Here is a 25,030-nt window from a genome sequence, read left to right as displayed (position 1 = left end):
GTTTATACTCGTCACCATATTAATCATTTAACAAGTAAAATACTTTGACAAAAAGGTTTCAGAAATTTTAAAATATTACATTTCGTTCAATTCGTTGAACTCATGTAAAGATTTTAATGTGCTTTCGTAAAATAAAATGGCTGCGATTAGATTTCCTTTATCAGAATATGGCATCATTTTTCTTTGGAATTCAACTGTAGTGTCCAAAAACGTAGCAGTTCCAGTTGCCTGAGAATCCAATACTTTTTTGTGCTCACTGTCGTCCGGAATACCTAAGTCTGCCATCGTAACACCTGGTTTAGTCACCAATGCAATGTAAGGGAGAGTTTTAACTAGTACTTTAATACGCTCGATATACAGTTCCAAAAGTTCACCTTTTTGCATACCACTCAATTCTTTTTGATCGTGATACTTGCGAATAAGCGCTGTTGTACTGATTATACTTCTAGGAGCATTCTTAGCCTGGGCAGAAATTGCTCCAGTTGTCATTAAACAAAATAAACTTAAAAAAATAATTTTCCCTTTCATAGATTCTTATTAAAATTGGTTGTTGATGAAAACAAAAATATGTAAATTATGTTAAAACGCAACTTTAATATTTTCTTTTTTGAAAAATTAAGCTTTTAGATCCTCCGAAAAACTGCCGTATGTCGAGAAAATATGCGTTTTAGCGAGTTTTTTGTTAATTTTGTTAAAATATATATTTGTAGGAATTGACTTTATATATGATCCTCTTTACGCATTATTGTAGGTAAAAAAAAGATATGTTTTAAATATTTTTATAAAAACTATTAACAAAAAACCATTAATATCTCACCAAATCCCACCCAGTACTTACCCAAGGCGAGCCAAAAAAAATAAACAATTTAACAAAACGCTGCCTGTTAAAAATAAAAAAACAGAAACATAATTAATCTTTAATTCCGAAAATTTTTGACTACATCATTTTCTTCTATCTTTGCTACATGCAATTTTCTCAAATTTTAGGTCAAGATTACATCAAAAGTCACTTGATACAAAGTGCATCTTCCGGAAGAATTCCGCACGCACAATTATTTGTCGGGCCAGAAGGAAGTGGTACGCTATCAACTGCTATTGCTTACGCGCAATATATTTTATGTAACAATACGGGCACTGAAAACTCAAACGGAAATGATTCCTGTAATCTCAAATTCCAAAACCTTTCACATCCCGATCTCCATTTTATTTATCCAACCGTCACCACCGAAGATGTAAAAACGAAACCCAAAAGTTTAGATTTTATTCAGGACTGGCGTTCTTTTATACAAGAAATGCCTTACGGAGGTTTATTCGATTGGTATAAAATTTTGGGTGTTCAAAACAAACAAGGAGAAATCAGAGTCGAAGACGCACAGGAAGTTTTGAAATCACTTGCCTTAAAATCGTACGAAGGCGGTTATAAAATTATGATTATCTGGATGGCCGATAAAATGAATATCGCTGCTTCAAATAAATTATTAAAACTTCTCGAAGAGCCTTCAGATAAAACTATCTTTATACTGATCTCTGAAAATGAAGAAGATATCATTCAAACGATCCGTTCTCGTTGTCAAGTGATTCATTTTAACGGATTACCCGAAAAGGTGATCGCTGAAGCCTTAGTGGCGAAAGAAAATATCGATTTAAACTTAGCTTTAAAAATAGCACATCAGGCACAGGGAAATTTTAGTAAAGCACTTTCTATACTCAAAGAAGATGACTCGGAATATCCTTTTGAACAATGGTTTGTCAATTGGGTACGCGCTGCTTTCAGAGCCAAAGGTAATGCCGCTGCCATTCAGGATTTAATTTCCTGGAGCGAAGAAATAGCCGCTCTTGGACGTGAAAGTCAGAAGAAATTTATCCAGTACTGCATCGAAATGTTCCGACAGGCGCTTTTGCTTAATTATCAAGCACCAAGCCTCGTTTACATTGAGCCGAAAGTAGATAAATTTAAACTCGAAAATTTTGCACCATTTGTTAACGGAAACAATATTCATGACATTTTCAAAGAACTTTCGGAGGCGATGTATCACATTGAACGGAATGGAAATGCAAAAATAATTTTAACAGATCTATCTATAAAACTCACACGTTTAATTCACAAAAAATAATTTGCTAATGAACAATACTGCCACAATTTTACTGCTAGTTTTTCTGGCCTTAACTTTTTTGCAATCCGGTTATGAAAAAGTTTTCTACTGGAAGGATAATGTTTCCTGGTTGAAGGAGCATTTTTCCAAAACAATCTTAAAAAATCAAGTACCACTAGCCCTGTTTCACCTTTTAATTTTAGAATTAATTTCGGGAATTTTATGCGTGGTTGGTGTCATACAATTGCTTACAGACAGCGGTCGTGAATTTGGTTTCTACGGCGCTATTTTCTCTTGTATTTGTTTGTTAATGATGCTCTTCGGTCAACGATTAGCTAAGGATTACGATGGTGCAAGAACCATTGTTATCTATTTTATTCCGGCAGTTATGGCGGTTTACTGGCTGAATTAAATCTGCCAAATCCTATTTTACATAATGTTTGAATAGTTAAGATAAAACATCAAATCTAAGAAAGTCTATTTATGCACTTTGATAAAGATTTGCTAACCTCACTCAATTATGAGGAAAAAAAACCACAGAATAAAGGATTAAAATGATTAAATAATCTGTGCAAATCCTTTTAATCAGTGGTAAAAAAACAATTAGTGCCAATTCGTGAAATTCGTGGCAAAAAAATAAATTTTTACATTAAAAAAATGAAATCAAAACATCCTGCAGAATCTCTAACTATTTTAACCGATTTAGTTTTACCAAGCGAAACAAATCCTTTGAATAACCTTTTTGGTGGTGAACTTTTGGCCCGAATGGACCGTGCGGCAAGTATCGCAGCCCGAAGACATTCACGTCGAATTGTAGTAACAGCTTCTGTAAATCACGTTGCTTTTAACAGAGCTATTTCTTTAGGCAGCGTTGTTACCGTTGAAGCAAAAGTATCCCGTTCTTTCAAAAGTTCTATGGAAGTTTTTATTGACGTTTGGGTAGAAGACCGCGAATCTGGAAACAGAACAAAAGCCAACGAAGCCATTTACACCTTTGTTGCGGTAGATGATACCGGCAGACCGGTTGAAGTTCCGGCGATCGAACCTGAAACGGAACTTGAAAAACAGCGTTATGATGCCGCTTTACGTCGTAAACAATTGAGTTTGTTGCTTGCCGGTAAAATAAAAGCTGAGGAAGCTACAGAACTAAAAGCATTGTTTTTATAGCAATAAAACAACGTTGTAACTTCAAAAAAAAGAAGTATTTTTACAAAATTACAAGCCCTTTCAAATCTAAATCAGGACGTTATTTGCGATTTTGATTGGCTTTGAAAAAGAAAAAAATTATAACAATTTAGATGAAAGAAAAGATGAGTTCAGACAAAGAGGCCAAATTAAAAGCGCTACAACTTACGCTTGACAAACTTGATAAAACTTACGGAAAAGGAACCGTAATGAAAATGGGCGACAAAGCCATTGTAGAGGTAGAAACCATTTCTTCTGGCTCTCTTGGTGTTGATTTAGCTCTTGGGGTAAATGGTTACCCAAGAGGAAGAATCATTGAAATTTACGGGCCAGAATCGTCCGGTAAAACCACACTTACCTTACACGCGATTGCCGAAGCTCAAAAAGCGGGTGGAATTGCTGCTTTTATAGATGCCGAGCATGCTTTTGACAGAAATTATGCTGAAAAATTAGGCGTTGACATCGAAAACTTAATTATTTCTCAACCGGATAATGGAGAGCAAGCTTTAGAAATTGCAGAAAACCTGATTCGTTCAGGAGCAATTGATATTGTGGTAATTGACTCGGTTGCAGCCTTAACTCCAAAAAGTGAAATTGAAGGAGAAATGGGAGATTCGAAAATGGGGCTTCATGCTCGTTTAATGTCTCAGGCTTTAAGAAAATTAACCGGAACAATCAGCAAAACAAACTGTACGGTTTTCTTCATCAACCAGTTGAGAGAGAAAATTGGTGTAATGTTCGGAAATCCGGAAACCACAACAGGTGGTAACGCCCTAAAATTCTACGCTTCGGTACGTATTGATATTCGTCGTTCTTCACAAATTAAAGACGGAGAAAATGTAATCGGAAACAGAACCAAAGTAAAAATCGTTAAAAACAAAGTAGCTCCACCATTCAAAACTGCCGAATTTGACATCATGTATGGCGAAGGAGTTTCAAAAACAGGAGAAATTTTAGATTTAGCTGTTGAATTTGAGATCGTTAAAAAAGCAGGATCATGGTTCAGCTATGGTGATACTAAATTAGGTCAGGGACGTGATGCCGTTAAGTCTTTAATAAAAGATAATCCAGAATTAGCTGACGAATTAGAAGCAAAAATTAAAGCGCACATCAAAGAATTAGCTAACGCATAAAACGTTACAAATCTGATTGTTGCAGATTCTTATACTATAAACCCGACCGTTCTAAAAGCGGTCGGGTTTTTTATTTTGAAAAAAAATGGAAAAAAATCTACTTCTTGACGCAACCATTTTCCTTTTTATTCATCTAATCATTATCATGTGACTTTTATTACAAGTTAAAAATCTAATTACCAAGGCTATTTCCTTTAAAACAATTAAGGAAAAAACTAAAAAGCAATTGATTTTGATTTCGATAAAAGTATTGATAAAATAAGATTTTGAATATAAAAGGGGTTTTAAATTCAAAAGAAAACCCGGCATGATTCATACTCAATGCCGGGTTTAATATTTAATCGTTTTTGCTTTTACTTTACGCTCTTAAATTCCAGTAATTTATTGTAAATCACCTGTCTTACCTGATCTCTCAACTCTTTTCTGTTCTCGCCCGTAAGTCCTTTAGTTTCAATAAATGATAATATCTTACCTCTCATTTTACCGGGACTTCCGCTTAAAAAAGTATACGAAAATCGTTCTTTATTATCCGCAAAAACAATCGGAACAATTGGAATTTGATGCTCTATGGCCAATCTAAACGCCCCATCCTTAAACTCGTCCAGTAAAATCGATTCATCATCAGGAACTCCGCCTTCCGGAAAAATACAGATGCTTAATCCTTGATTTAGACGATCCTGAGCTCGTTTGAAAACATCATTTTTACTCTTCGACGAATTTCTGTCTACCAAAATACAAGTTCTTTTATAGAAAAATCCGAACAACGGAATCTTTACAAGCTCCTTTTTTCCAACAAAAACAAATGGATTTTTAATAATGGCCAGCATTAACATAATGTCTGTCATTGAAGTATGATTGGCCACAATCATATAACTTTTGCCTCTTTCAAGCTTTTGTTCCCGTTTGATTTTGTAATAGAATCCCATTCCGTAGAGGATGAATTTCGCCCAAATTCGCGCCATTCTGAAAAAATACGGATAACCACTTTCGGTTATAATGGAAGCCAGTAAAAACGGCAACATAATCAATATCGGGATGGCCATTAAAATATAAAACCAAATGCGCCAAATGACCCAAAAAACAATTTTTATTCCTTTCATGGTTTCAAAAGTAATAAATCGAAGGTGATTTATTATAAAAGAATTTATTTTCGTAAAAACTTTGCCAACTTTACGCCAAAGAACAAATAAACTTTGTGTACTTTACAAAAAACTTTGCGAACTTTGCGATCAGGAAAATAAACCTGGCAAACTTTCCAATTAAAAAATACGAAATTTAGGGTTAAAATCAACAATAAACCATGCGAACTTTGCGGTTAAAACCTTGCATCTTTGCGGTTAAGAGAAAACTAGAATGGCAAAAATACTTACCGGTGTTCAAAGTACAGGAACACCACATTTAGGCAACTTATTGGGAGCAATTATTCCCGCAATTGAATTATCTAACAATCCGGCAAACGAATCTTTTTTGTTTATCGCTGATTTACATTCAATTACACAAATCAAAGATGGTAAAACATTAAGAGAAAACACCTACAGTACAGCAGCAGCTTGGTTGGCCTGTGGTTTAAATCCCGATAAAGTTACTTTTTACAGACAATCTGATGTAGCTCAAACAGCAGAACTAACCTGGTATTTAAGCTGTTTTTTTCCGTTTCAACGTCTGACATTAGCGCATTCTTTCAAGGATAAAGCAGATCGTTTAGACGATGTAAACGCTGGACTTTTTACTTATCCGATGTTAATGGCCGCTGATATTTTATTGTATGACGCTCAATTTGTTCCTGTTGGAAAAGACCAATTGCAACACTTGGAAATTACTCGTGATGTAGCCTCTCGTTTCAATCACCAAATGGGTGAAACTTTTGTAATTCCAGAAGCTATAATTCAGGAAGACGGCATGTTGATCCCCGGAACTAATGGCGGAAAAATGAGTAAATCTGCCAATAATATCATCAATATTTTCCTTGACGATAAAACCTTACGCAAGCAGATAATGAGCATCGAGACAGACAGTACGCCACTTGAAGATCCAAAAAATCCGGACACTTGTAATGCCTTTGCTATCTATTCTTTACTGGGAACCGAAGCACAAATTGCCGAAATGAGAGCCAATTATTTGGGCGGAAACTATGGTTATGGACATGCCAAACAAGCCTTGTTTGAATTGATCACAGAAAAATTCAAAACCGAAAGAGAAAAATACAATTACTATATCACGAACCTTACTGAAGTAGAATTACTTTTGAAAAAAGGAGCTGATAAAGCAGCACTCATCGCGAACGGTGTTTTACAACGTGCTCGCATTAAACTTGGCTTTGAACCATCATAATTAGTCGTTTTAAGACATTGTTTATCCCTTTTCGAGCGGGAAGCTTGGAAAGGGATTTTTGTTTGAAAAAATCACCGAAATCCGGCATTTTATTTATGTCCTTTCTAACTTATATTTACGAGAAACAGAAAAGACGTTATTCTAAATAAAACATTAAAATTTACTCAAAAAAATAACTACTTAGCTAATCTTGCTATAAAGAAAATCACTCTTAAAACAAGAACAATTATTCCTACTATTGCCCATGGCGACATACCTGAATCACTTGAGGATGATGTTGTTTCATATGATTCCGTAAGTTTTTCTCTGTTTGCTTTTAAAAAACTATCCAATTCCGGATTAAGGGCATTATAATTACTCATCGCAATTATTGTAGCTTCCGTAAAAATCGATTTTATTTCTTGATTTAAAATGGGGCTGGTTATTTTCTTTTGCAGCAATCTAATTTTCATATCTGTATCAACTGATTTAAAATTTGCAAGCAAAGCATAAAAAGGTCTGAATTTTATAAAATAAATAGACTTAATATTGTGATCCCCCATCGAAAAATTTTGATCTAACTTGTCTAAAACAAAATCTAATTTACCTGTAACTCTCTCACGCAAAAGGTCTAATGATTCTTCCGGCAAGTATTCTTTGACCATTAAAATGTCTTCAATAGCTTCAAAATCGTTCTGAGCCATTCTTTCCTCAATAAACAACGTCAATGCTTCTGATAAAAATCTAATAATGAATACTTTTACGGCCTCTAAACTAACTGAGACAGCATTATCAGAACTAAATCTATTACGTGAATAATTTTTCTTAGAAAATAAATTATAAAGTATTCGATTATTTGAAATAGACAAAAGCTCATTTGGAAATTCATTCATTGCTAAAATCAAATTTGAAGCTACACTTGAATCTAAATTAGAATGCTGTGCACGTTCAATTTCAAATTGTTTCTCAATTTTTGCAATATCCTCAGGGTTAAATTCTCTTAAATTTGTTCTATAAATTCCGGCATTTTCGAATAATTCAATAATATTCATTAAAAAAGGGTTAAAAGTGAGGGGCAAAAATAAAATTTTAATATTTCAAACCTAATCTAATTAAAAATAAAGATCAAATAGCCTCAAACAATTTACCCGGTAAAGATCTTATTACTCCCTTAAGCTCCATTTTTAAAAGGATTCCGGAAATTTTATAAACAGGAAAATCACAACGAAGCGCAATGATATCCAGTACTTCTTTTCCGTTTTTTATTAGAAAATCGTAAATGTTTTGTTCCTCTGCATCTAAAGCTACAAACAGCTGTTTTTGAATTGTTTTTACTTTATTTTCAATATCCCAGTTCAGCATGTAGATCAAATCTGCGGCACTGGTAAGCACGTTGGCCTTCTGGGTTTTAATCAGATCATTACAACCATTACTGTACACATCTGTAACGCGGCCCGGAACAGCAAAAACATCACGGTTGTACTCATTTGCAAGATCGGCTGTAATGAGAGACCCTCCCCGATCTGCAGATTCAATTACAATTGTGGCCTCCGAGATTCCGGCAACAATGCGATTTCGACGAACAAAATTTTCCCTGTCCGGATTAGACGAACTCCAAAACTCGGTAATAAAACCCCCTTTTTCTTCCATTCGAGCGATATACTTTTTGTGTGCTTTAGGGTAAACCTGATTTAATCCGTGGGCTAAGACACCAATAGTCTGTAAGTTATTATCCATTGCAAATTGATGTGCAACAATATCAACTCCATAGGCAAAACCGCTAACAATTACAGGATCCAATGGCGCTAAATCTTCCAGTAGTGTCCTACAAAATTCCAGACCATAGGAGGTAATCTGACGCGTTCCGACTATACTAATTATCTTTCTGTTTTTTAACTCAATATTCCCCGCAGAAAAAATCAAAACCGGCGCATCAAAACAATGTTTCAGACGCTCCGGATACTGTTCTTCCTGAAAAAAAGAAACCTTTATTGCATTTGCTTTTATAAATTCTAATTCGGCATTTGCTTTTTCAAAAACGGTTTTGTCTTTTACATTTTTCAATAAAACAGAGCCGATTCCGTCAATAGCAGCTAGCTGATTGGTTTTCGTTTTAAAAAAAGCCTCCGCACTACCACAATGCAGCAACAATCTTTTTGCCAAAATATCTCCAACTCCATCCACTTTAAGTAAGGCTAATAAATAAAATAATTCCTGATCTGACATCTTGCTAAAATATTATGTAAAATAGAGTCTATTAAAAATTCGATTTGAGGTAGCAAATATCCATAAATTAAAGTAATTTCTTAATAAAAAATAAGATAAATCGTTTTCGCATCCTACTCGACATGAAGCAAAAACACTTAACCATTTGAAAATTAATTGTATATAAAATAAAGCGAATTGTTAATAACAATTGTGAATAAAATTTTGATAACTATATTCATTACCTAACTTTGTTACTATGAAAATCGAAACTTACATATCGCAGTTATTGTATCGTTATCAGTGTGTAACGGTTCCAGGGTTTGGAGCATTTCTAACCGAAAATCACCCGGCAAGACTTAATGAAAGCACCAATTCGTTTTCTCCACCTAAGAAAACGATCGCATTCAATAGTCTTTTAAAAAACAATGACGGATTATTAGCCAATCATATCGCTCAGACTGAAAATACTTCTTATGGTTTTGCCGTAAGTGCTATTACACATGAAGTTCTAAATTGGAAAAAAATATTAGACGAACATGGTGTTCTGAATTTTAAAAACATTGGTGATATTCGTCTAAACGCTGACCAAAACATGGTTTTTACACCTAATGATCAGACCAACTTCTTATCTACTTCTTTTGGGTTAAGTCCGTTTGTTTCTCCTGTAGTAAAAAGAGAACTGTTCGAGAAAAAACTGGAAAAAATGGAAGAAAGAGAAACAGTTGCTTTATACGATAATGAAGAGCACGTTAGAACTTCAAAACCATACTTGAGATATGCTGCTATTTTTGTTCTAGGTTTAGGAATTACCGGAAGTATCGGATATCCTTTGTACCAGAATCAAATTGCAAGTCAGACTCTTATTGTAGAAAGTGCTGTACAGAAAAAAGTACAAAACAAAATCCAGGAAGCGACCTTTTTTATACAAAGTCCATTACCGGCTGTCACACTTTCTGTAGATTCTGCTAAAACTGCAACTGAAGAAGTAGAAATAAAAACAATGCCTTACCACATTATGGCAGGTGCTTTCAGAAGCGAACAAAATGCCAGAAAAGCCTATAACCAATTGGTAAAAGACGGCTACAAAGCCAGAATGCTTGGCGAAAACAAACATGGTCTGTTTCCTGTTTTATACGGAAGTTATGCCACAATGAATGAAGCACAAAAAGCACAGAAAGAAATTCAAAAAGGAGAAAATCCGGATGCCTGGATTTTAGTCGAAACGTTATAAATTTTCAATTGCCACTTACTTAACTAAATCCTTTTTTCTTAAACCGAAAAAAGGATTTTTTATTTATACTCGTGTCAGTTTTACAAAATCTACTTCTCGTATATCTGTTCCACGTGAAAATAACTTTTGACTTCAGAAGTTTAATTATTTATGAAAGTTTGTTGAAATGAAAATGATATTTTTTTATCAATTACTTTTAAATATTGCCAAGACGCTGTTTAAAAAAACGAATTATCAAAGGCAAAAGTCTTTACATCCTGCTAATTTTGTCCCGCAGTCGTTTTAATTTCGACAAAAAACTCCCCGATTTAATTCACAAATAACGCCGAAGGCGCCGATTTTTTTTTTGAAAAAATTGACTTCTAAAAAAATTACATCCCTAAAATAAGTTACATAATTCCCTATCTTATTACTGCCTAAAATCTATGATTTAATCCAGCTGTCACCCTGAGCGAAGTCGAAGGCTGCGTTAGAAAATTTACACCTTTTTCACTTTCTCTGTGCTTCCTAAAGTTCAGAATTTACTAGTTACTTATCCCTAGACCAGCCTTCGACTTCGCTCAGGGTGACATAACGTATATCAGCGAGATTTGAAGGTGTAAAACTAACGTACAGTAATTTGTAAAGCTTAGCCGTTCCACGTGAAAACTACATTACAAAAATGGCTTTAGATCTTGGAGATACTTTTATCAAAAACGAAATAAAGAGATCAAAGGATTGTTTTTTTGTTTCACGCGAAATTTTTTGTTTTTCTACGGCCTAAATCCACTAATTTAACCCAACTGTCATCTTGAGCGAAGTCGAAGGCTGTGTTAGGAAATTTTCGCCTTTTTTCAGTTTTTATGTGCTTCCTAAAGTTCAGAATTTACTAGATACTTGTCCCTAGATCAGCCTTCGACTTCGCTCAAGGTGACATAACGTACATAAGTGAGATTTGAAGGTGTAAACCTAACGTACATCATTCTGTAAAGCTTATCCGTTCCACGTGAAAACTACATTACAAAAATTGCTTTAGATTTTGGAGCCACTTTTATCAAAAACGAAATAAAGAGATCAAACGATTGTTTTCTTGTTTCACATGAATTTTTTTTGTTTTTCTACTTCCTAAAGTCTCTAATTTAACCCAACAGTCACCCTGAGCGAAGTCGAAGGCTACGTTAGAAAATTTTCGCCTTTTTTCAGTTTTTCTGTGCTTCCTGAAGTTTAGAATTTGATAGACACTTATCCTCCAGACCAGCCTTCGACTTCGCTCAGGATGACATAACGTACATCAGTGAAATTTGAAGGTGCAAAACTAATGTGCATTCTTTTTGCAAAGCTTAGCCGTTCCACGTGAAAACTACATTACAAAAATGGCTTTTGATCTTAAAGTTACTTTTACAAAGAACAAATAAAGAGATTTAAAGGCTTGTTTTTTGTTTCAGGCGGAAGAATGGCTTTTTATTGTAAAAACAAAAAATACGGCTTAAAAAGCATGGTTTTGCGACTGTTTTCAAACTAACCAACCATTTTACTTTTATCCAATCACTATTTGTTGTTATTAATACTAAAAAACGCCGAAAGCGCCGATTTTTTTTTCGAATTTAAGCAAAGCATAACTCACTCTTTGAAATTGTGCAAAATTCAATAAGTTTCACAACAAACTCCCTGCCTCTACTCCACAACTAAATCGTTTTGATAAAAAGCTCAGGAGTTTATCCAAACTGGTCATGCAACTTCTACCTAAAATATTCCTGCACAGGGTTTGCGCGAGTGATTCACTTATCTTAAAAATTGCAAAAATTATCGATTCAAGAATCGTGTTTTACCACTATTTTTCCGTCGTTTTGGCATTTAGAAACCAAACGAGTATTCGTCAAAAAATTATTGTTATAAATTAATACACTAATAATCAATATATTAATAGAATAAAACAGGCAATTAGTATACTATTTTAGTAAATCCAAAATGTTCCACGTGAAACTATTTTCGAATCTAAGGCGTTTTAATTTTTCAAAATAATTCAAAAAAACAAAATGAAAGCAATACAAAACGTTCTTTTTAAGTACAAGCACAGCTAGGTTCTCTTTTGCTATAAAATCGCATTAACAAAACAACAACAATTAACCGTTATCAAAATAAATTTTTATTAAACATATTACTTTTATTTTCGAATATTTCAATAAAATATTTCATCCCCAGCCTTCGACTTCGCTCAGGGTGACACCCGTCTAAAATTAACCATTAAACAACTTATAGTGCCAATTTATCCCGCATTTGGAACTTGAAACTTGGAACTTGAAACTTGAAACTTGAAACTTGGAACTTGGAATTTGGAATTTAAAAACTTGTAATTTTAGTTTATGCTTGCCTTAAACATTTTAAGTTCATCCCAGGTAAATTCGTCACCATATTTTTCTTTCAATGGGTTAAGTGATTCTTCTTGATAAAATTGAAAAGCCTCTCGCAAAGCCAGTATTTTATCGTACGGCAATACATCTGAAATATCCACTTTTTTAGACTGAATTAGTTTGACAAAATGCATCTCAATTGTCTGCACCGTCAGCTTTCGAATTCGGGCAATATCCTGAATCGAATTCTTTTCTATCCATAGGTCGTAGGTTTCTTCTACCGTGGTTTTTTTGATCGTTTTTGGCTCATTATTGTCGCGCTTTTTTGAAGTGTAACGTACAACCGGTTCTTCCACATTGAAGATATCCGTGTTGCTCATTTTAAACTCTTCACGAATCTTTTCCAGCTTATTTATTTTGAAATTTTTAATAGCTGATGAAGTCAATTTTTCTTTGCAAATCGTTTCTCCCGCAACCACAATTTCGATCAATAACTTAGCTTTCATTAAGCGCAAAACCGCTTTTGTTTGCAAATCATCCAGCAAAGTCAGCTCTTCATAAAATTCTTTCACTTTTTTAAACTTCTGAATTTCAGCCATTTTTTGTAGAAGATCCGTCACTAATTTGTCCATTGGACCGAAAAAGTAATCATATGCTGCCACCATTCTTTCTTCAACAAAATACAAATCGACTGTTTCTTTATTGAAAATTTTGTTGAGTTGTTGGATAAACTTTTGCGAAGGATCTATCAGCTGCTCTATGGTTTCTAAGCGCTTTTGTGCCCAAATAGCATGTTTGGCTTTTTCTGACGCAGCAGCATTTTCGTTGTAACTAAAACGGTGATTGCGCCATTCTTGTGCCAAATCCGACCAATTAAAACTGTTAATCAAATAGTTATGAATAAAGTTTTTTGTTTCAAAATGCAACGATTTCTCTAAAACGTCCTCCGTAGCTTTATTCAAAGCATAATCCATCACATCCTGATCGTTAGAAATCCCATTCATACGCATCGGAGAAAGCAAAATAAGCCCATTTAAGGACCTTAAACGCGATAATGCTACATACGCCTGTCCGGGAAGGAAAACTTGCGATACATCAAGCGCAGCTTTGTCAAAAGTTAATCCCTGGCTCTTATGTACTGTAATGGCCCACGCCAATTTGATCGGATAATGCGCAAATGTGCCCAAAACTTCCTCTTCAATCTCCTTGGTGAGCTCATTTACTTTGTAACGAATGTTTTTCCATTCGTACTTTTCTACTTCAATTGTTTTATTCTCTTCGGGGAAATGCACAAAGATTTCTTCCGGTGAAAGGGACTTAATAATCCCCATTTTTCCGTTAAAATAGCGTTTTTCAAAGCTCAAATCGTTTTTTACAAACATGACCTGTGCTCCCACTTTCAACTTTAGATTTTCTTCTACCGGAAAAATTTTCTCCGGAAAATCACTCACGATAAAGGGTTGAAAAGAATACTCTTTTCCCGCTAAATCGTTTATCGCCTGCTCGTTAATAGAATCTGCTTTGGCATTATGAGTCGTTAAAGTAATATAACCCGGATTACTCTTTAAATCAAAATCAGGCTGTACATATTGGTTCAAAAACTGCACATCATCTGCTGAAATCTGATTGTTACGCAGGTTATTCAAAACCGAAATAAAGGCATCGTCTGTTTGACGGTAAATTTTAGATAACTCAATGTACAAAGGCGGATTTTGCTGCATTACGTGAGAATGAAAAAAGAATTTTCCTTTGTAATAATTGCGTAACGTTCGCCATTCTTCATCCCTAATTACGGGCGGTAACTGCAATAAATCACCTATAAAAAGCACCTGAACGCCACCAAAAGCATACGAATTTCTGCGAACAGTCTGCATCATAAAGTCAATAGCATCAAGCAAATCGGCCCGTAACATACTTACTTCATCAATAATCAGTAACTCCATATTGCGGATTACATTACGCTTCAGACTGTTCATTTTAAAGTGCCTGCGCAACGTATCTTTATTCTCAAATTTCACCGTTTCGGTAAACTGCGAATTCGCCTCAAAAGAGGGTATAAAAGCGGAAAATGGCAGCTGAAACATCGAATGAATCGTCACGCCGCCCGCATTTAAAGCCGCAATTCCGGTCGGGGCAACCACCACAGTATTCTTGTGCGTTGTGGCAATAATTTCCCTCAAAAGTGTCGTTTTTCCTGTTCCGGCTTTACCCGTCAGAAAGATCGACTTTTGCGTTTGATTGATAAATTGTAAGGTGTAAGCTGCTGCTTCTGAAACGTTTTGCATTATGGCTTGTATTGAAAAACTAAAAGTATCGTATTTTTTATAAAAGAAAAAACCTAAATCCGTGTAGATTTAGGTTTTTAGAAATTAGTTTGTTTTGTGTTTTATTTTTTAGCTTCCATACCCTCTTTAGCAGGAGCTTTTTCTTCTGTTTTCGGTGCAGATTTGTACTTATCGTTCAATTCTTTAACGATTACTTTTGTAATATCGTATTTATCTTCAGCATATAATACTGTTGCAGCATCACCTGTACCGTAGATATAAGAATAACCGTTTTTCTTACCGTATTCTTTGATGTATTTTTTCACTCCACTTACAAGAGAATCCATTTCAACTCCGCTTTCTTGTTGCAATTGTTGCGACAAAGCTTGTTGAGCATAACCCAATTGTTGCTCTCTTTTTTGCAATTCAGCACCTCTTTGTTGTGCCCATGCCTGACCGTTTGCTTGCGCTTGACTTTGAAAATTAGCAGCGTCTTGTTTAAAACGAGTAATTTCAGCTTGCAGTTGTCTTCCTTTTTCTTCTGCTTGAGATTTGTATTTTGCTTCAAGATCTTTTGCTTCAGTGTACTCTTTCATTAAAACCGAAGTATCAACGTAAGCTGTTTTTACTTCTTTAACTTCTGCTGTTTTACCACATGAAACAACTAAAATTGAAACCGCGATAATTACTAATGCTTTTTTCATTTCTTTAATTTCTATTTTTTTAATGTTGAAGACAAAAATATAAAAAAATAAATAGCATCAACATAAAGTTTAAAAAATGCTCTTTTTTTCTTGTATCAATTTTTGTTATCGGACTTAAGTTATGTATAATTTACTGTTATTAATAATGGATTTCATAGCTCGTTTTTAAGCGAATTTCTAAAAAAAGACATATTCAGAGTCCTTCTTGCCTAAAAACGTCGCTAAAACGCGCTAAAAATAAGTTTTAGCTGTTTTTTAGCACGTAAATGTGCGAAGAATATTCCATCGTACGTCTGGCTTTTAGATTTGACTTCAAACCGATCAAAAAAGCACTGATGTAGTTCATTTTTCCTGTTTTGTATTTTTCGGATAATAAACTCACATAAAAAGAATCAAATTTCATCGGAAGCACTTTTTCCAATTTCATATCCACTTTTTCAAAAAGCGATTGAATGGCTTTTTTAGAGAAATGCCAAAAATGAATCGGCACATCATAAGCTGCCCAAAATGTATCGTAATGTTTTGCGTCGTATGATTTAAAATTTGGAACCGCAACAATTAAAGTTCCAGTTGGTTTTAATAAACGTTTCAATTCCGCAATTTGCAATTCCAAATTTGGAACATGTTCTAAAACGTGCCACATTGTAATTACATCAAACGAATTATTTTCCAGAGCGTTGATTTCGTCCACAAATGAAATTCCTTTTTTAACTGCAATTTCTTTTGCTCTTGCGCTTGGTTCTACTCCAATCGTTTCCCAACCATCATTTTTTGCTGTTAATAAAAAATCGCCAGTTCCGGCACCAATGTCCAAAATTCTGCCTTTCTGAGCCTGCTCTGCGTTAATCAAATTCAGCTTATTTTTTAAGGCAATATTTTTCACAAAGTGATAGGCTTTTTCAAATAACGAACGTTTGTTGTCTGTGTGCGAAATATAATCTTCACTTTCGTAATACCTTCCTAAATTTTCTAAATCCGGCTGTGGAGACGTAATTAACATGTCCAGGTTTTCATCATAATACAATTCGAAAATTTCTTTAGAAACGGAATGATCTTTTACCGTAAGAAAGTGTTTTTTATTTAAAACGTTCATTTTATAAATATTGGGGTTTTGATTTAACTTTATAGCAAACCCTAAAAATGAAAAATTCACTTTTAGGGCTTATTCTATTTTATATACTTTTTTAATACTTCCAATTTATTTTGACGGCAGACATTTTCTCGCCTTCATATCTCTTGTCTTCAATCACTACAAATCCATTTTTAATATAAAATGGCAATGGAGATTTGTATGGCTCTTTATTTTGTTTCAAGTCATTCTCATGATCGATCACCCAACCATTCAAACTTTTTTTATTCTTTTTTAATTCGTTTATCAAAAGCCTGCCGTTACCACTCCCTTGAATATCGCTATCCAAAATTATAGCAAACCAATCCTCTTCCTCTCGTAAAAAAGTAAAAGCCCAGCCTTTGATCCTGCTATTCTCATTAAGCAACAAATAATGCTTCTTTTCCGTCAAAGCATCCAGATACAAATCAAAGTCATGCATTGCCTGATAATTTAATTTCACCGGATATTCGTTATTCCAAAGTTGCAACAACGTTTCTTTATCTTGCAATGATAAAACTTCTTTCTCAATTATCTTCATCACTAAACAATAACTTAAATAAAATCTATCACAAAATAGTTTCACGTGGAACAATTTAAATTTTAGATTGCGGATTTTAGATTTTAGATTGCGTGAAATCTAAAAATTCAGAATCTAACCTTTACGCTCAACAATCTAAAATCTAAAATCCACAATCTAAAATACCTTTATCTTCCCATATAAATCAATAACACCGAAATATCACTTGGTGATACGCCGCTGATTCTTGATGCTTGCGAAATGGTTACGGGACGAATTTTGCTTAATTTTTGTTTTGCTTCTATTGACATTGATTTGATTTTGTTATAGTCAAAATTCTCCGGAATTTTTACTTCTTCAAGTCTTGTCAATTTGTCTGCGTTATTTCTTTCCTTCTCGATGTATCCGGAATACTTCACTTGAATTTCGGCTTGCTCTAAAATTTCCTGATCAAGATCGTTTGCTGCGATGTATTCTTTCACTTTCTCAAATTTCATGATATCCTCCAAATCAATTTGTGGACGTGAGAACACTTTAAACATTTTATCACCTTGTGTAATCAATGCTGTATCCTTCGCTTCTAAAATAGGATTTGCCTCTCCAACCGAAACACTTGTTTCTTTGAAAAAGGCAACCATCTTTTCAGACTCATTTAATTTGTGTTCCATTCTACGCAAACGCTTTTCAGAAGCCAAACCAATTTCATGTGACATTGGTGTCAATCTAAAATCGGCATTATCCTGACGCAACAAAGTTCTATACTCTGCTCTTGAAGTAAACATGCGATATGGTTCTTCTGTACCTTTCGTAATCAAGTCATCGATCAAAACTCCGATATACGCTTCATCACGTTTCAAAATCAATGGCGCTTTTTCGTGCACTTTTAAATGCGCATTTATACCGGCCATCAAACCTTGTGATGCAGCTTCTTCATATCCGGTCGTTCCGTTTATTTGTCCTGCGAAATACAATCCTTCCACCAGCTTTGTTTCCAAAGTATGCTTCAATTGTGTTGGCGGGAAATAATCATATTCGATCGCGTAACCAGGACGGAAGAACTTCACGTTCTCAAAACCGGCAACAGAACGCAATGCTTTAAATTGAATATCCTCAGGAAGCGAAGTCGAAAATCCATTCACATAAACCTCACAAGTATTCCAACCTTCCGGTTCAACAAATAACTGATGACGTTCTTTATCAGCAAAACGATTAATCTTATCTTCTATCGAAGGACAGTATCTTGGGCCGATACTTTTTATACGACCGTTGAACATTGGTGAACGATCAAAACCAGATCTCAAAATATCATGCACGTCCAAGGACGTGTACGTCATATGACATGATCTCTGATGAATCAAAGGTGACGTCACATCGGAGTACGAAAACTTATCCGGCTTCGCATCTCCCTTTTCTTCGTTCATTTTAGAATAGTCCAAAGAACGTCCATCGACTCTCGGTGGCGTTCCTGTTTTCATTCTTCCAGATTCAAATCCTACCTGAACTAAATCTTCGGTGATTCCGTACGCAGCACTTTCGCCTGCTCTACCCCCACCAAACTGTTTGTCTCCAATATGAATCAGACCATTCAAAAAAGTACCATTCGTCAAGACCACCGATTTCGAACGAATCTCAATTCCAAGCGAAGTTTTCACACCTTTGATTTTGCCATTCTCAATAATCAAACCTTTGACCATCTCCTGGTAGAAATCCAAATTCGGAGTTCCCTCCAACATCATTCTCCATTCTTCGGCAAAACGCATTCGATCACTTTGAACTCTTGGCGACCACATTGCAGGACCTTTTGACTTGTTCAACATCTTAAATTGAATTGCCGTCCGATCTGAAATAATTCCGGAATATCCTCCGAGTGCATCAATCTCACGAACGATCTGTCCTTTTGCAATTCCACCCATTGCAGGGTTGCAAGACATCTGCGCAATGTTCTGCAAACTCATTGTAACCAGCAGCGTTTTGGATCCCAAATTTGCTGCCGCTGCCGCGGCCTCGGAACCGGCATGACCAGCACCCACCACAATAACATCGTATTCTTCTAAAAACATTTTGTTTTATTATTCTCCGGAAACCCTTTAAGATGGCTCTCAGAATTAACTTTATACTCTTTTGTTCCACGTGGAACTGTTGTCAAATTAAAAAAAAATGAAAATCCAAATTCCAAAACTTGGGGTTTTAGCTGCGCTAAAACGAGGTTAAAACTGTTCCACGTGGAACGGATTTGATTTCGAAATTTCAAAACTGAGCGTTCCACGTGGAACGTTTCAAGAACTCAATCTCAAAATTTCTTTATGTTTCACGTGGAACGTTTTCTCAATCTGTCTACAAAAACAAAATATGTTTCACGTGGAACACCTTATTTCAAACTTTAAAAAAGATGTTTAAGCTATAGTTCCACGTGGAACATGGCGATTTTTTCATCTTCTTTTGAGCGCATTAACGCTGCATCAGCATCACTTTTATCTTTGTATCCACAGTAATGTAAAATACCGTGGGCTAAAACACGCTTCAATTCTTCATCAAAAGAAACATTAAAATCTTTAGCATTGTCTTCTACTCTTTCAACAGAAACAAAAATATCTCCGTTTAATTCGTTACCAACTGTATAATCAAAACTGATAATATCCGTTAGTGTGTCGTGATCCAGATACTCTACATTTATTTTATGAAGATATTCATCGTCACAAAAAATGTAATTTATCTCTCCCTCGTTTTTGTTTTCAGAAACAATTACAGCACTCAACCAATCAGTAAAGGCTTCTTCGTTCTCTAAATTAAATTCTGTTTCGTAATTAAAATTGATCATTTTGTATTAAAATATTCTTGAACTTTTTGATTAAAATTCGAGCGCAAAGGTAGTGATTGTCTATTTAAAATCTCCACACTGTTTAAATAATCCAATAACGAGCTTGGCAACGCATTAGTTCTATTTGTAAATTCAGCTTTATTTGTTTCAGATTGGCGCTTGGTATCTTGACCTTGTTGCTGCACTGCATTGTTTAATTTCAATAATTCTTGTTGGATATTTAATATTCTTTGCAAATTTTCATTCTTAAAACCTTTATTCAAAAGTTGCTTTTCGGATTGTTTCATTTGCTCAATAACAGATCTTCCTTGAGAATCTAATCCTTGTTTGGCTAACTCCTTTTGTAATGCTTCACGAAGTTTAACTTGTTCTTTATAAATTTCCATTATCGCTTCAGCATCTCCTTCTCCATCCTCACCTTCTTTTCCGTCCTTTTCTCCTTTACCATTTTGGTTTCCTTTGCTTCCTCCATTTCCACTTTTACCATCTTTACCTTGTCCATCTTTACCTTGACCGCTTTGTCCCTGACCTGATTTTCCGTCTTTACCTTCTCCCGGTTTTTGTCCCGGTTGACTGCCCGGTTTCATTCCTTCTTTCATTTTATCCCCTAATCCTTTTTGCTTTTGAATGATATCCGGCAATTGCATTCCTTGTCCATCACCAGGTTTTGGTTTTCCGCTTCCGGGTTTAGACATTGACATCTGCATGTTGTTTAATAAATCACTTAAAAAATCAGCTAATTTATTGGCAGATGAAACAGCATATTGTTGGTGCGAAACTCCTTTTGGAACCTGAACATCGGTTAACGACTCTATAGCTTTATCAATATTGTATTGTACATTCCCAATTTCCTTCGTTACATCTTCGGCTACTTTAGGGTTTCTTAAAGACAAAGCAAACAGACTATCGTCAACGTGTTTGAATTGTTGTTTTAGATTTTGCTGCACTTTTATATTCTTCGTATATATAGATGATCCCAATTTCATCGATCTAAATTGTTTCATTACATCTTCCTGAGATAAAGAATAAGCTAAAAGATTATCCAGAATCTGACGCAGCATAGCTACATCTTCTTCCATTTGTTCTTTCTCCTCACCTTCCATACCGGACTTCATCTCTTGTGCCAAGCTTTTCATTTTCTTAGCAGCACTCTTTTGTTTTGGTTTGGCCGAAGAAGTATTCCTTTTATTCAATTCTTCGGAAGCTTTATTCAAATCTTCTTTTACGTCTTTTTCTTTTGAAGCATCTGAAGGAATTTCTAAAGGAGTTTTTAATGATTTATTTTCTTCTTTTAAGTCCTTTAAATCATCCTGAATTTTCTCGAATGCTTTATTAATTTCTTCTTGTTTATCGGAAGTGTTTTCTTTTTCTTTATTAGAAAGCTGTTCTTCTTTCTCAGCAAGCTTATCTAATTTATCTGCCACTTGTTCGGCTTTCTTTGAAACATAAAAGCGCTTTGTAAGTTCTACCAATTGCTCTAAGTTTCTCGATTGGTTTTTACTGATTTGTTTGAACTTTTCCATCTTATCAAACAACTCTTCGTTGTTTAATTTATCGTTTAAGTTCTTCAATTCGTCTAATAACTTTTGATTTTTTTCTAAATCTTTATCTGCATTCTCTAAACGCTTTTGTAAATCTTCTGCAGTTTTATCCTTTTTATCTTCTTTGAATTTATCCAGATTCTTGTTCATCTTCTCTGCAAACTGCTTCATCAATTCATCCTGTTGCTTCTGACGTTTCAGAAACTCATTTATCTTTTGCTGATCTTTAAACTCTAAATTATCTTTCTCTTTTCCGGTATTCTGAATCTTATCCATTTCAGAAAACTGTTTGGTTTGATTCTTTAAAGATTTCTCTAAACTATTAATGTTTTGATTTTGCTGTTGTAATTCTAAGTCTTGCACTTCATCAGTAGTAGCCACTCGATCTGAAAACACAGAAGACTTTGTGCTCTTAAAATTATGAGGCGCGTCATTGTCAAAAATCTCAAAATAGTACTCATACGATACTCCTTCTTCAACTGCCAAATTGCTTGGAAACGAAAAAACGAATTGATCAAAAACAGCTTGTTTTACCGGAATAGTTCCACGTTTGGCAGTCTGTGGTTTGTTGCGTTCGTAATAAACAATCTGTAATTTAGATAAACCATAGTCGTCACCCAATCTTCCTAAAACATAATTTTTGTCTAACTTCAAACTGTCCGGTGCCGGTGCAACAGTGATCGTTGGATGCTGATCTTTGATAACAGAAAGCTGATAATCGAGTTTTTCGTAGTTTTTGACCTTATTATTGGAGGTAAGAATTTGATATTCTGTATTTTGACCTATGTTTTTACTCAATTTAAACTCATTTTCGGCTTTATTGAACTTAAAAACTGATTTTTCATCCTTCCAAACGATCTCTTCCGTAGCCTGAGTTTTCATTTTCCACGTCACTAAAGTTCCTTCCGGTACAATAGCATTTCCTGTTCCCTGAATGGTTTCTGACTTTTTCTTTAAGTAAGATGGGAAGTTTAAAATCATTTCGAAATTGGCAATGGATGGAACGGTGATTACTTTCAATTCATATTCATTAGATGAAACCGAATTTCCTTCAAACGAAAAAGTAACATTCTCTATCGGCTTCTCGATTTTAAATTCAAACTTTCCTGGTTCAGAAGATTCCATAAAATAACTTTCATCACCAATATGAATCATAACATTCTCCGGAACGATCTTTCCAACAGATTCCATTTTTACAACAAAATCTTTGTTTTGTTCTGCTTGCAAATTCTGATTTAACACCACAAATTTGAAAGGTGCAGGAGGTAAAAAAGTAGCATTAAAATGGACTACCCTATTTAAACTTTGAGAAATAATCGTGCTGTTCCCTGAAATATAAAACACTGCAAAAAGCAAAATTGGAATCAATGCCAATGGCAAGTACTTTTTATTCGAATTAAAATTGATTGCATTTCCAAATGGAATTGGTTGCAATGAATTTGCTTTTTGCTCTATTGAAGCCAGCATTAATTCTGAACTTTCTGCCGAATTCTCAGAGGCTGACAATTGTAAAAAGTTAGTCAGTTTATCACTTACTTCTGTAAAATGATTTCCAATAATAGCAGAAGCCTGATTGTAATCTATTCCTTTTTGAAGTTTGAATAACTTAAAAATTGGAAACAAAATAAAACGAAACAAAAGGAAAACTTCCACTCCTATAAAAAGCCAAAACAAAAGGGTTCTTCCCAATGGTTTTAACCAAAGGAAATACTCAATAAAAAGAGTAATCAAAAAATACAAAAGTCCAAAACCGGTAAAAAGAAGCATTCCTTTTATGAGTTCATTGGTATAATATTTTTTAATAAAGGCTTCTAGCTTTAGATATATGGCAGACGTTGTTTTCAAAATGAATCTGTTTTACTTATAACCTATAAAAGTACTAATTATAGCAATTCAATTTCCAAAAAATAAATTCCAAATTCCAACTGCTGTAGTCTTTTGGAATTTGGAATTTTAAAAAATTTGGATTTTAACTAATATCGTATCTTTGCATCAAAATTTCAAACAAATGTCAAAGCAAGTTCGGGTGCGTTTTGCACCAAGTCCAACAGGGCCATTACATATTGGTGGTGTTCGTACTGCCCTATTTAATTATTTATTTGCCAAAAAAAACAACGGCGTTTTTTACCTAAGAATTGAAGATACAGATCAGACTCGTTTTGTTCCCGGTGCTGAAGCTTACATAATGGAAGCATTAGAATGGTTGGGAATTGCTCCAGAAGAAACCGTTGGAAAAAATGAAAAATTTGGTCCGTACAGACAAAGTGATCGTAAAGCAATCTATCAAGAATATGCCGATCAACTGATCAATTCGGGTTGGGCTTATTATGCTTTTGATACTCCGGAAGCACTTGATACTTTAAGAAAAGAACATGAAGCAGATGGAAAAACATTTATTTACAACCATCACAATCGTGAAAAGTTAGATACATCGCTTGTAATTTCTACTGATGAAGTTGCTAAAAGAATCGCAAATGGAGAACATTATGTGATCCGTTTTAAAACTCCGGTTGATGAAACTTTACATTTGAAAGACATCATTCGTGGAGATGTAAAGTTTGAAACGAATCTTCTTGACGATAAAGTTTTGTTTAAAAGTGACGGAATGCCAACCTACCACTTAGCTAATATTGTGGATGATCATTTGATGGAAACTTCACATGTAATTCGTGGTGAGGAATGGTTGCCATCTATGCCACTTCACGTTTTATTATACAGAGCTTTTGGATGGGATGCTCCTGAATTTGCTCATTTACCTTTGATATTAAAACCAGTTGGCAATGGAAAATTATCTAAAAGAGATGGTGATAAATTAGGATTCCCTGTGTTTCCGTTAGAATGGAAAACCGAAGAAGGTATCTCATCGGGTTACAGAGAGAAAGGTTTTTTCCCGGAAGCTGTTATCAATTTCCTTGCTTTATTAGGTTGGAATGACGGAACGGATAAAGAATTATTTTCATTGGAGGAACTAGTAGATGCTTTTGACTTAAACAGAGTGCACAAATCAGGAGCAAAATTTGATCCTGAGAAAAACAAATGGTTCAATCACCAGCATTTGATCAAACAAAATGATGCAGATTTAGCTAAAGACTTTACTCCTATTTTGGAAGAAAAAGGGTTCTCGACTTCGCTCGAACTGACAACACGTATTGTGTCTCTTATTAAAGAACGTGCTCATTTTGTTTCTGAATTTTGGGATCTTACTGATTTCTTTTTCCAGGCACCGACTTCTTATGACGAGAAAGCAAGCAAAAACTGGAAGGAAGAAACACCGGCTTTAATGCAGGAACTGATCTCTGTTTTAGAAAATATTACTGATTTTACTTCTTCGAATATCGAAACAATTGTAAAAGATTGGTTGACAAAAAACGAAATTGGAATGGGTAAAGTAATGCAACCTTTCCGACTGAGTTTGGTTGGAGCGCTTAAAGGCCCTCACCTATTTGACATTGTAGAAATCATCGGAAAAGAAGAAACTATTTCGAGAATTCAGAAAGCAATAAGTTCGATATAAAACCAACTTTCAATAAAATTCAGACGCTAAGAAACATCCTTTAAATGTTCTTAGCGTTTTTTTATAGTTGC

At 34.7% G+C, this 25,030-nt stretch carries 18 protein-coding genes; 7 read left to right on the top strand and 11 right to left on the bottom strand.

Annotation, left to right across the window (positions count from 1 at the left end; all coding sequences use genetic code 11):
* Positions 1-75 precede the first annotated feature (75 nt).
* On the bottom strand, positions 76-528 hold the full coding sequence (locus tag ACHRV5_RS07185; protein WP_047774529.1) for a hypothetical protein: 453 nt from the start codon (positions 526-528) through the stop codon (positions 76-78).
* Positions 529-965: 437 nt separating this feature from the next.
* Here ACHRV5_RS07185 and ACHRV5_RS07180 point away from each other — a divergent pair, with 437 nt between their 5' ends.
* The 4 genes from ACHRV5_RS07180 to recA all read left to right on the top strand — a co-directional run bounded on the left by ACHRV5_RS07180 (position 966) and on the right by recA (position 4,411).
* Positions 966-2,114: an ATP-binding protein gene (locus ACHRV5_RS07180; protein WP_395426276.1), complete on the top strand. Its 1,149-nt coding sequence runs from the start codon at positions 966-968 to the stop codon at positions 2,112-2,114.
* A 7-nt stretch (positions 2,115-2,121) separates the two neighbouring features.
* Entirely contained in the window at positions 2,122-2,505 is a 384-nt protein-coding gene (locus ACHRV5_RS07175) for a hypothetical protein (protein WP_047774533.1), read from the top strand.
* Between the two features lie 245 nt (positions 2,506-2,750).
* A complete protein-coding gene (locus tag ACHRV5_RS07170; RefSeq protein WP_230004023.1) occupies positions 2,751-3,260 on the top strand; it encodes an acyl-CoA thioesterase in 510 nt (169 codons plus the stop codon).
* Between the two features lie 143 nt (positions 3,261-3,403).
* On the top strand, positions 3,404-4,411 hold the full coding sequence (gene recA, locus ACHRV5_RS07165; RefSeq protein WP_047774954.1) for a recombinase RecA: 1,008 nt from the start codon (positions 3,404-3,406) through the stop codon (positions 4,409-4,411).
* A 353-nt stretch (positions 4,412-4,764) separates the two neighbouring features.
* Here recA and ACHRV5_RS07160 read toward each other — a convergent pair whose 3' ends face one another.
* Positions 4,765-5,511, bottom strand: a complete 747-nt coding sequence (locus tag ACHRV5_RS07160; protein ID WP_047774535.1) for a 1-acyl-sn-glycerol-3-phosphate acyltransferase — start codon at positions 5,509-5,511, stop codon at positions 4,765-4,767.
* Positions 5,512-5,764: 253 nt separating this feature from the next.
* Here ACHRV5_RS07160 and trpS point away from each other — a divergent pair, with 253 nt between their 5' ends.
* Positions 5,765-6,742, top strand: coding sequence for a tryptophan--tRNA ligase (gene trpS, locus ACHRV5_RS07155; protein ID WP_230004024.1), 978 nt, complete (start codon positions 5,765-5,767; stop codon positions 6,740-6,742).
* Between the two features lie 176 nt (positions 6,743-6,918).
* On the opposite strand, the gene ACHRV5_RS07150 is transcribed toward trpS, so the two are convergent.
* Both ACHRV5_RS07150 and dprA read right to left on the bottom strand, forming a co-directional pair.
* A complete protein-coding gene (locus tag ACHRV5_RS07150; protein WP_395426273.1) occupies positions 6,919-7,773 on the bottom strand; it encodes a hypothetical protein in 855 nt (284 codons plus the stop codon).
* Between the two features lie 73 nt (positions 7,774-7,846).
* Positions 7,847-8,947 carry a DNA-processing protein DprA gene (dprA, locus tag ACHRV5_RS07145; RefSeq protein WP_395426272.1) on the bottom strand — a complete coding sequence of 367 codons (1,101 nt, stop codon included), beginning with the start codon at positions 8,945-8,947 and terminating at the stop codon, positions 7,847-7,849.
* Positions 8,948-9,185: 238 nt separating this feature from the next.
* Here dprA and ACHRV5_RS07140 point away from each other — a divergent pair, with 238 nt between their 5' ends.
* On the top strand, positions 9,186-10,160 hold the full coding sequence (locus ACHRV5_RS07140; RefSeq protein ID WP_395426270.1) for an SPOR domain-containing protein: 975 nt from the start codon (positions 9,186-9,188) through the stop codon (positions 10,158-10,160).
* Positions 10,161-12,495: 2,335 nt separating this feature from the next.
* Here ACHRV5_RS07140 and ACHRV5_RS07135 read toward each other — a convergent pair.
* From ACHRV5_RS07135 to ACHRV5_RS07105, 7 genes are all read right to left on the bottom strand, one after another.
* Positions 12,496-14,775: a helix-turn-helix domain-containing protein gene (locus ACHRV5_RS07135; RefSeq protein ID WP_395426269.1), complete on the bottom strand. Its 2,280-nt coding sequence runs from the start codon at positions 14,773-14,775 to the stop codon at positions 12,496-12,498.
* A gap of 101 nt (positions 14,776-14,876) precedes the next feature.
* A complete protein-coding gene (locus ACHRV5_RS07130) occupies positions 14,877-15,458 on the bottom strand; it encodes an OmpH family outer membrane protein (protein WP_395426267.1) in 582 nt (193 codons plus the stop codon).
* A 244-nt stretch (positions 15,459-15,702) separates the two neighbouring features.
* The gene (locus ACHRV5_RS07125) at positions 15,703-16,551 is read right to left on the bottom strand and encodes a class I SAM-dependent methyltransferase (RefSeq protein ID WP_395426266.1); all 849 of its coding nucleotides are present in this window, start codon (positions 16,549-16,551) and stop codon (positions 15,703-15,705) included.
* A 91-nt stretch (positions 16,552-16,642) separates the two neighbouring features.
* Entirely contained in the window at positions 16,643-17,107 is a 465-nt protein-coding gene (locus ACHRV5_RS07120) for a GNAT family N-acetyltransferase (RefSeq protein WP_395426479.1), read from the bottom strand.
* A gap of 167 nt (positions 17,108-17,274) precedes the next feature.
* Positions 17,275-19,146, bottom strand: a complete 1,872-nt coding sequence (mnmG, locus tag ACHRV5_RS07115) for a tRNA uridine-5-carboxymethylaminomethyl(34) synthesis enzyme MnmG (protein ID WP_395426264.1) — start codon at positions 19,144-19,146, stop codon at positions 17,275-17,277.
* 338 nt (positions 19,147-19,484) lie between these two features.
* Positions 19,485-19,904 (bottom strand): rRNA maturation RNase YbeY, encoded by a 420-nt coding sequence (gene ybeY, locus ACHRV5_RS07110; protein WP_395426262.1) that lies wholly within the window; start codon positions 19,902-19,904, stop codon positions 19,485-19,487.
* The gene (locus tag ACHRV5_RS07105; protein ID WP_395426261.1) at positions 19,901-23,290 is read right to left on the bottom strand and encodes a hypothetical protein; all 3,390 of its coding nucleotides are present in this window, start codon (positions 23,288-23,290) and stop codon (positions 19,901-19,903) included. The genes ybeY and ACHRV5_RS07105 overlap by 4 nt, the downstream gene beginning before the upstream one ends.
* Positions 23,291-23,453: 163 nt before the next feature.
* Here ACHRV5_RS07105 and gltX point away from each other — a divergent pair, with 163 nt between their 5' ends.
* On the top strand, positions 23,454-24,959 hold the full coding sequence (gene gltX / locus ACHRV5_RS07100; protein WP_395426260.1) for a glutamate--tRNA ligase: 1,506 nt from the start codon (positions 23,454-23,456) through the stop codon (positions 24,957-24,959).
* The last annotated feature ends 71 nt before the right edge of the window (positions 24,960-25,030 follow it).

The sequence above is a fragment of the Flavobacterium sp. FlaQc-52 genome, from assembly GCF_044007495.1.
Lineage (GTDB): Bacteria > Bacteroidota > Bacteroidia > Flavobacteriales > Flavobacteriaceae > Flavobacterium > Flavobacterium cupriresistens.
This window is presented reverse-complemented; position numbering and strand designations above follow the sequence as displayed.

Coding starts and splice junctions, on each gene's coding strand:
- ACHRV5_RS07185 (WP_047774529.1), bottom strand. CDS start 528: ATGAAAGGGAAAATTATTTTTTTAAGTTTATTTTGTTTAATGACAACT.
- ACHRV5_RS07180 (WP_395426276.1), top strand. CDS start 966: ATGCAATTTTCTCAAATTTTAGGTCAAGATTACATCAAAAGTCACTTG.
- ACHRV5_RS07175 (WP_047774533.1), top strand. CDS start 2,122: ATGAACAATACTGCCACAATTTTACTGCTAGTTTTTCTGGCCTTAACT.
- ACHRV5_RS07170 (WP_230004023.1), top strand. CDS start 2,751: ATGAAATCAAAACATCCTGCAGAATCTCTAACTATTTTAACCGATTTA.
- recA (WP_047774954.1), top strand. CDS start 3,404: ATGAGTTCAGACAAAGAGGCCAAATTAAAAGCGCTACAACTTACGCTT.
- ACHRV5_RS07160 (WP_047774535.1), bottom strand. CDS start 5,511: ATGAAAGGAATAAAAATTGTTTTTTGGGTCATTTGGCGCATTTGGTTT.
- trpS (WP_230004024.1), top strand. CDS start 5,765: ATGGCAAAAATACTTACCGGTGTTCAAAGTACAGGAACACCACATTTA.
- ACHRV5_RS07150 (WP_395426273.1), bottom strand. CDS start 7,773: ATGAATATTATTGAATTATTCGAAAATGCCGGAATTTATAGAACAAAT.
- dprA (WP_395426272.1), bottom strand. CDS start 8,947: ATGTCAGATCAGGAATTATTTTATTTATTAGCCTTACTTAAAGTGGAT.
- ACHRV5_RS07140 (WP_395426270.1), top strand. CDS start 9,186: ATGAAAATCGAAACTTACATATCGCAGTTATTGTATCGTTATCAGTGT.
- ACHRV5_RS07135 (WP_395426269.1), bottom strand. CDS start 14,775: ATGCAAAACGTTTCAGAAGCAGCAGCTTACACCTTACAATTTATCAAT.
- ACHRV5_RS07130 (WP_395426267.1), bottom strand. CDS start 15,458: ATGAAAAAAGCATTAGTAATTATCGCGGTTTCAATTTTAGTTGTTTCA.
- ACHRV5_RS07125 (WP_395426266.1), bottom strand. CDS start 16,551: ATGAACGTTTTAAATAAAAAACACTTTCTTACGGTAAAAGATCATTCC.
- ACHRV5_RS07120 (WP_395426479.1), bottom strand. CDS start 17,107: ATGAAGATAATTGAGAAAGAAGTTTTATCATTGCAAGATAAAGAAACG.
- mnmG (WP_395426264.1), bottom strand. CDS start 19,146: ATGTTTTTAGAAGAATACGATGTTATTGTGGTGGGTGCTGGTCATGCC.
- ybeY (WP_395426262.1), bottom strand. CDS start 19,904: ATGATCAATTTTAATTACGAAACAGAATTTAATTTAGAGAACGAAGAA.
- gltX (WP_395426260.1), top strand. CDS start 23,454: ATGTCAAAGCAAGTTCGGGTGCGTTTTGCACCAAGTCCAACAGGGCCA.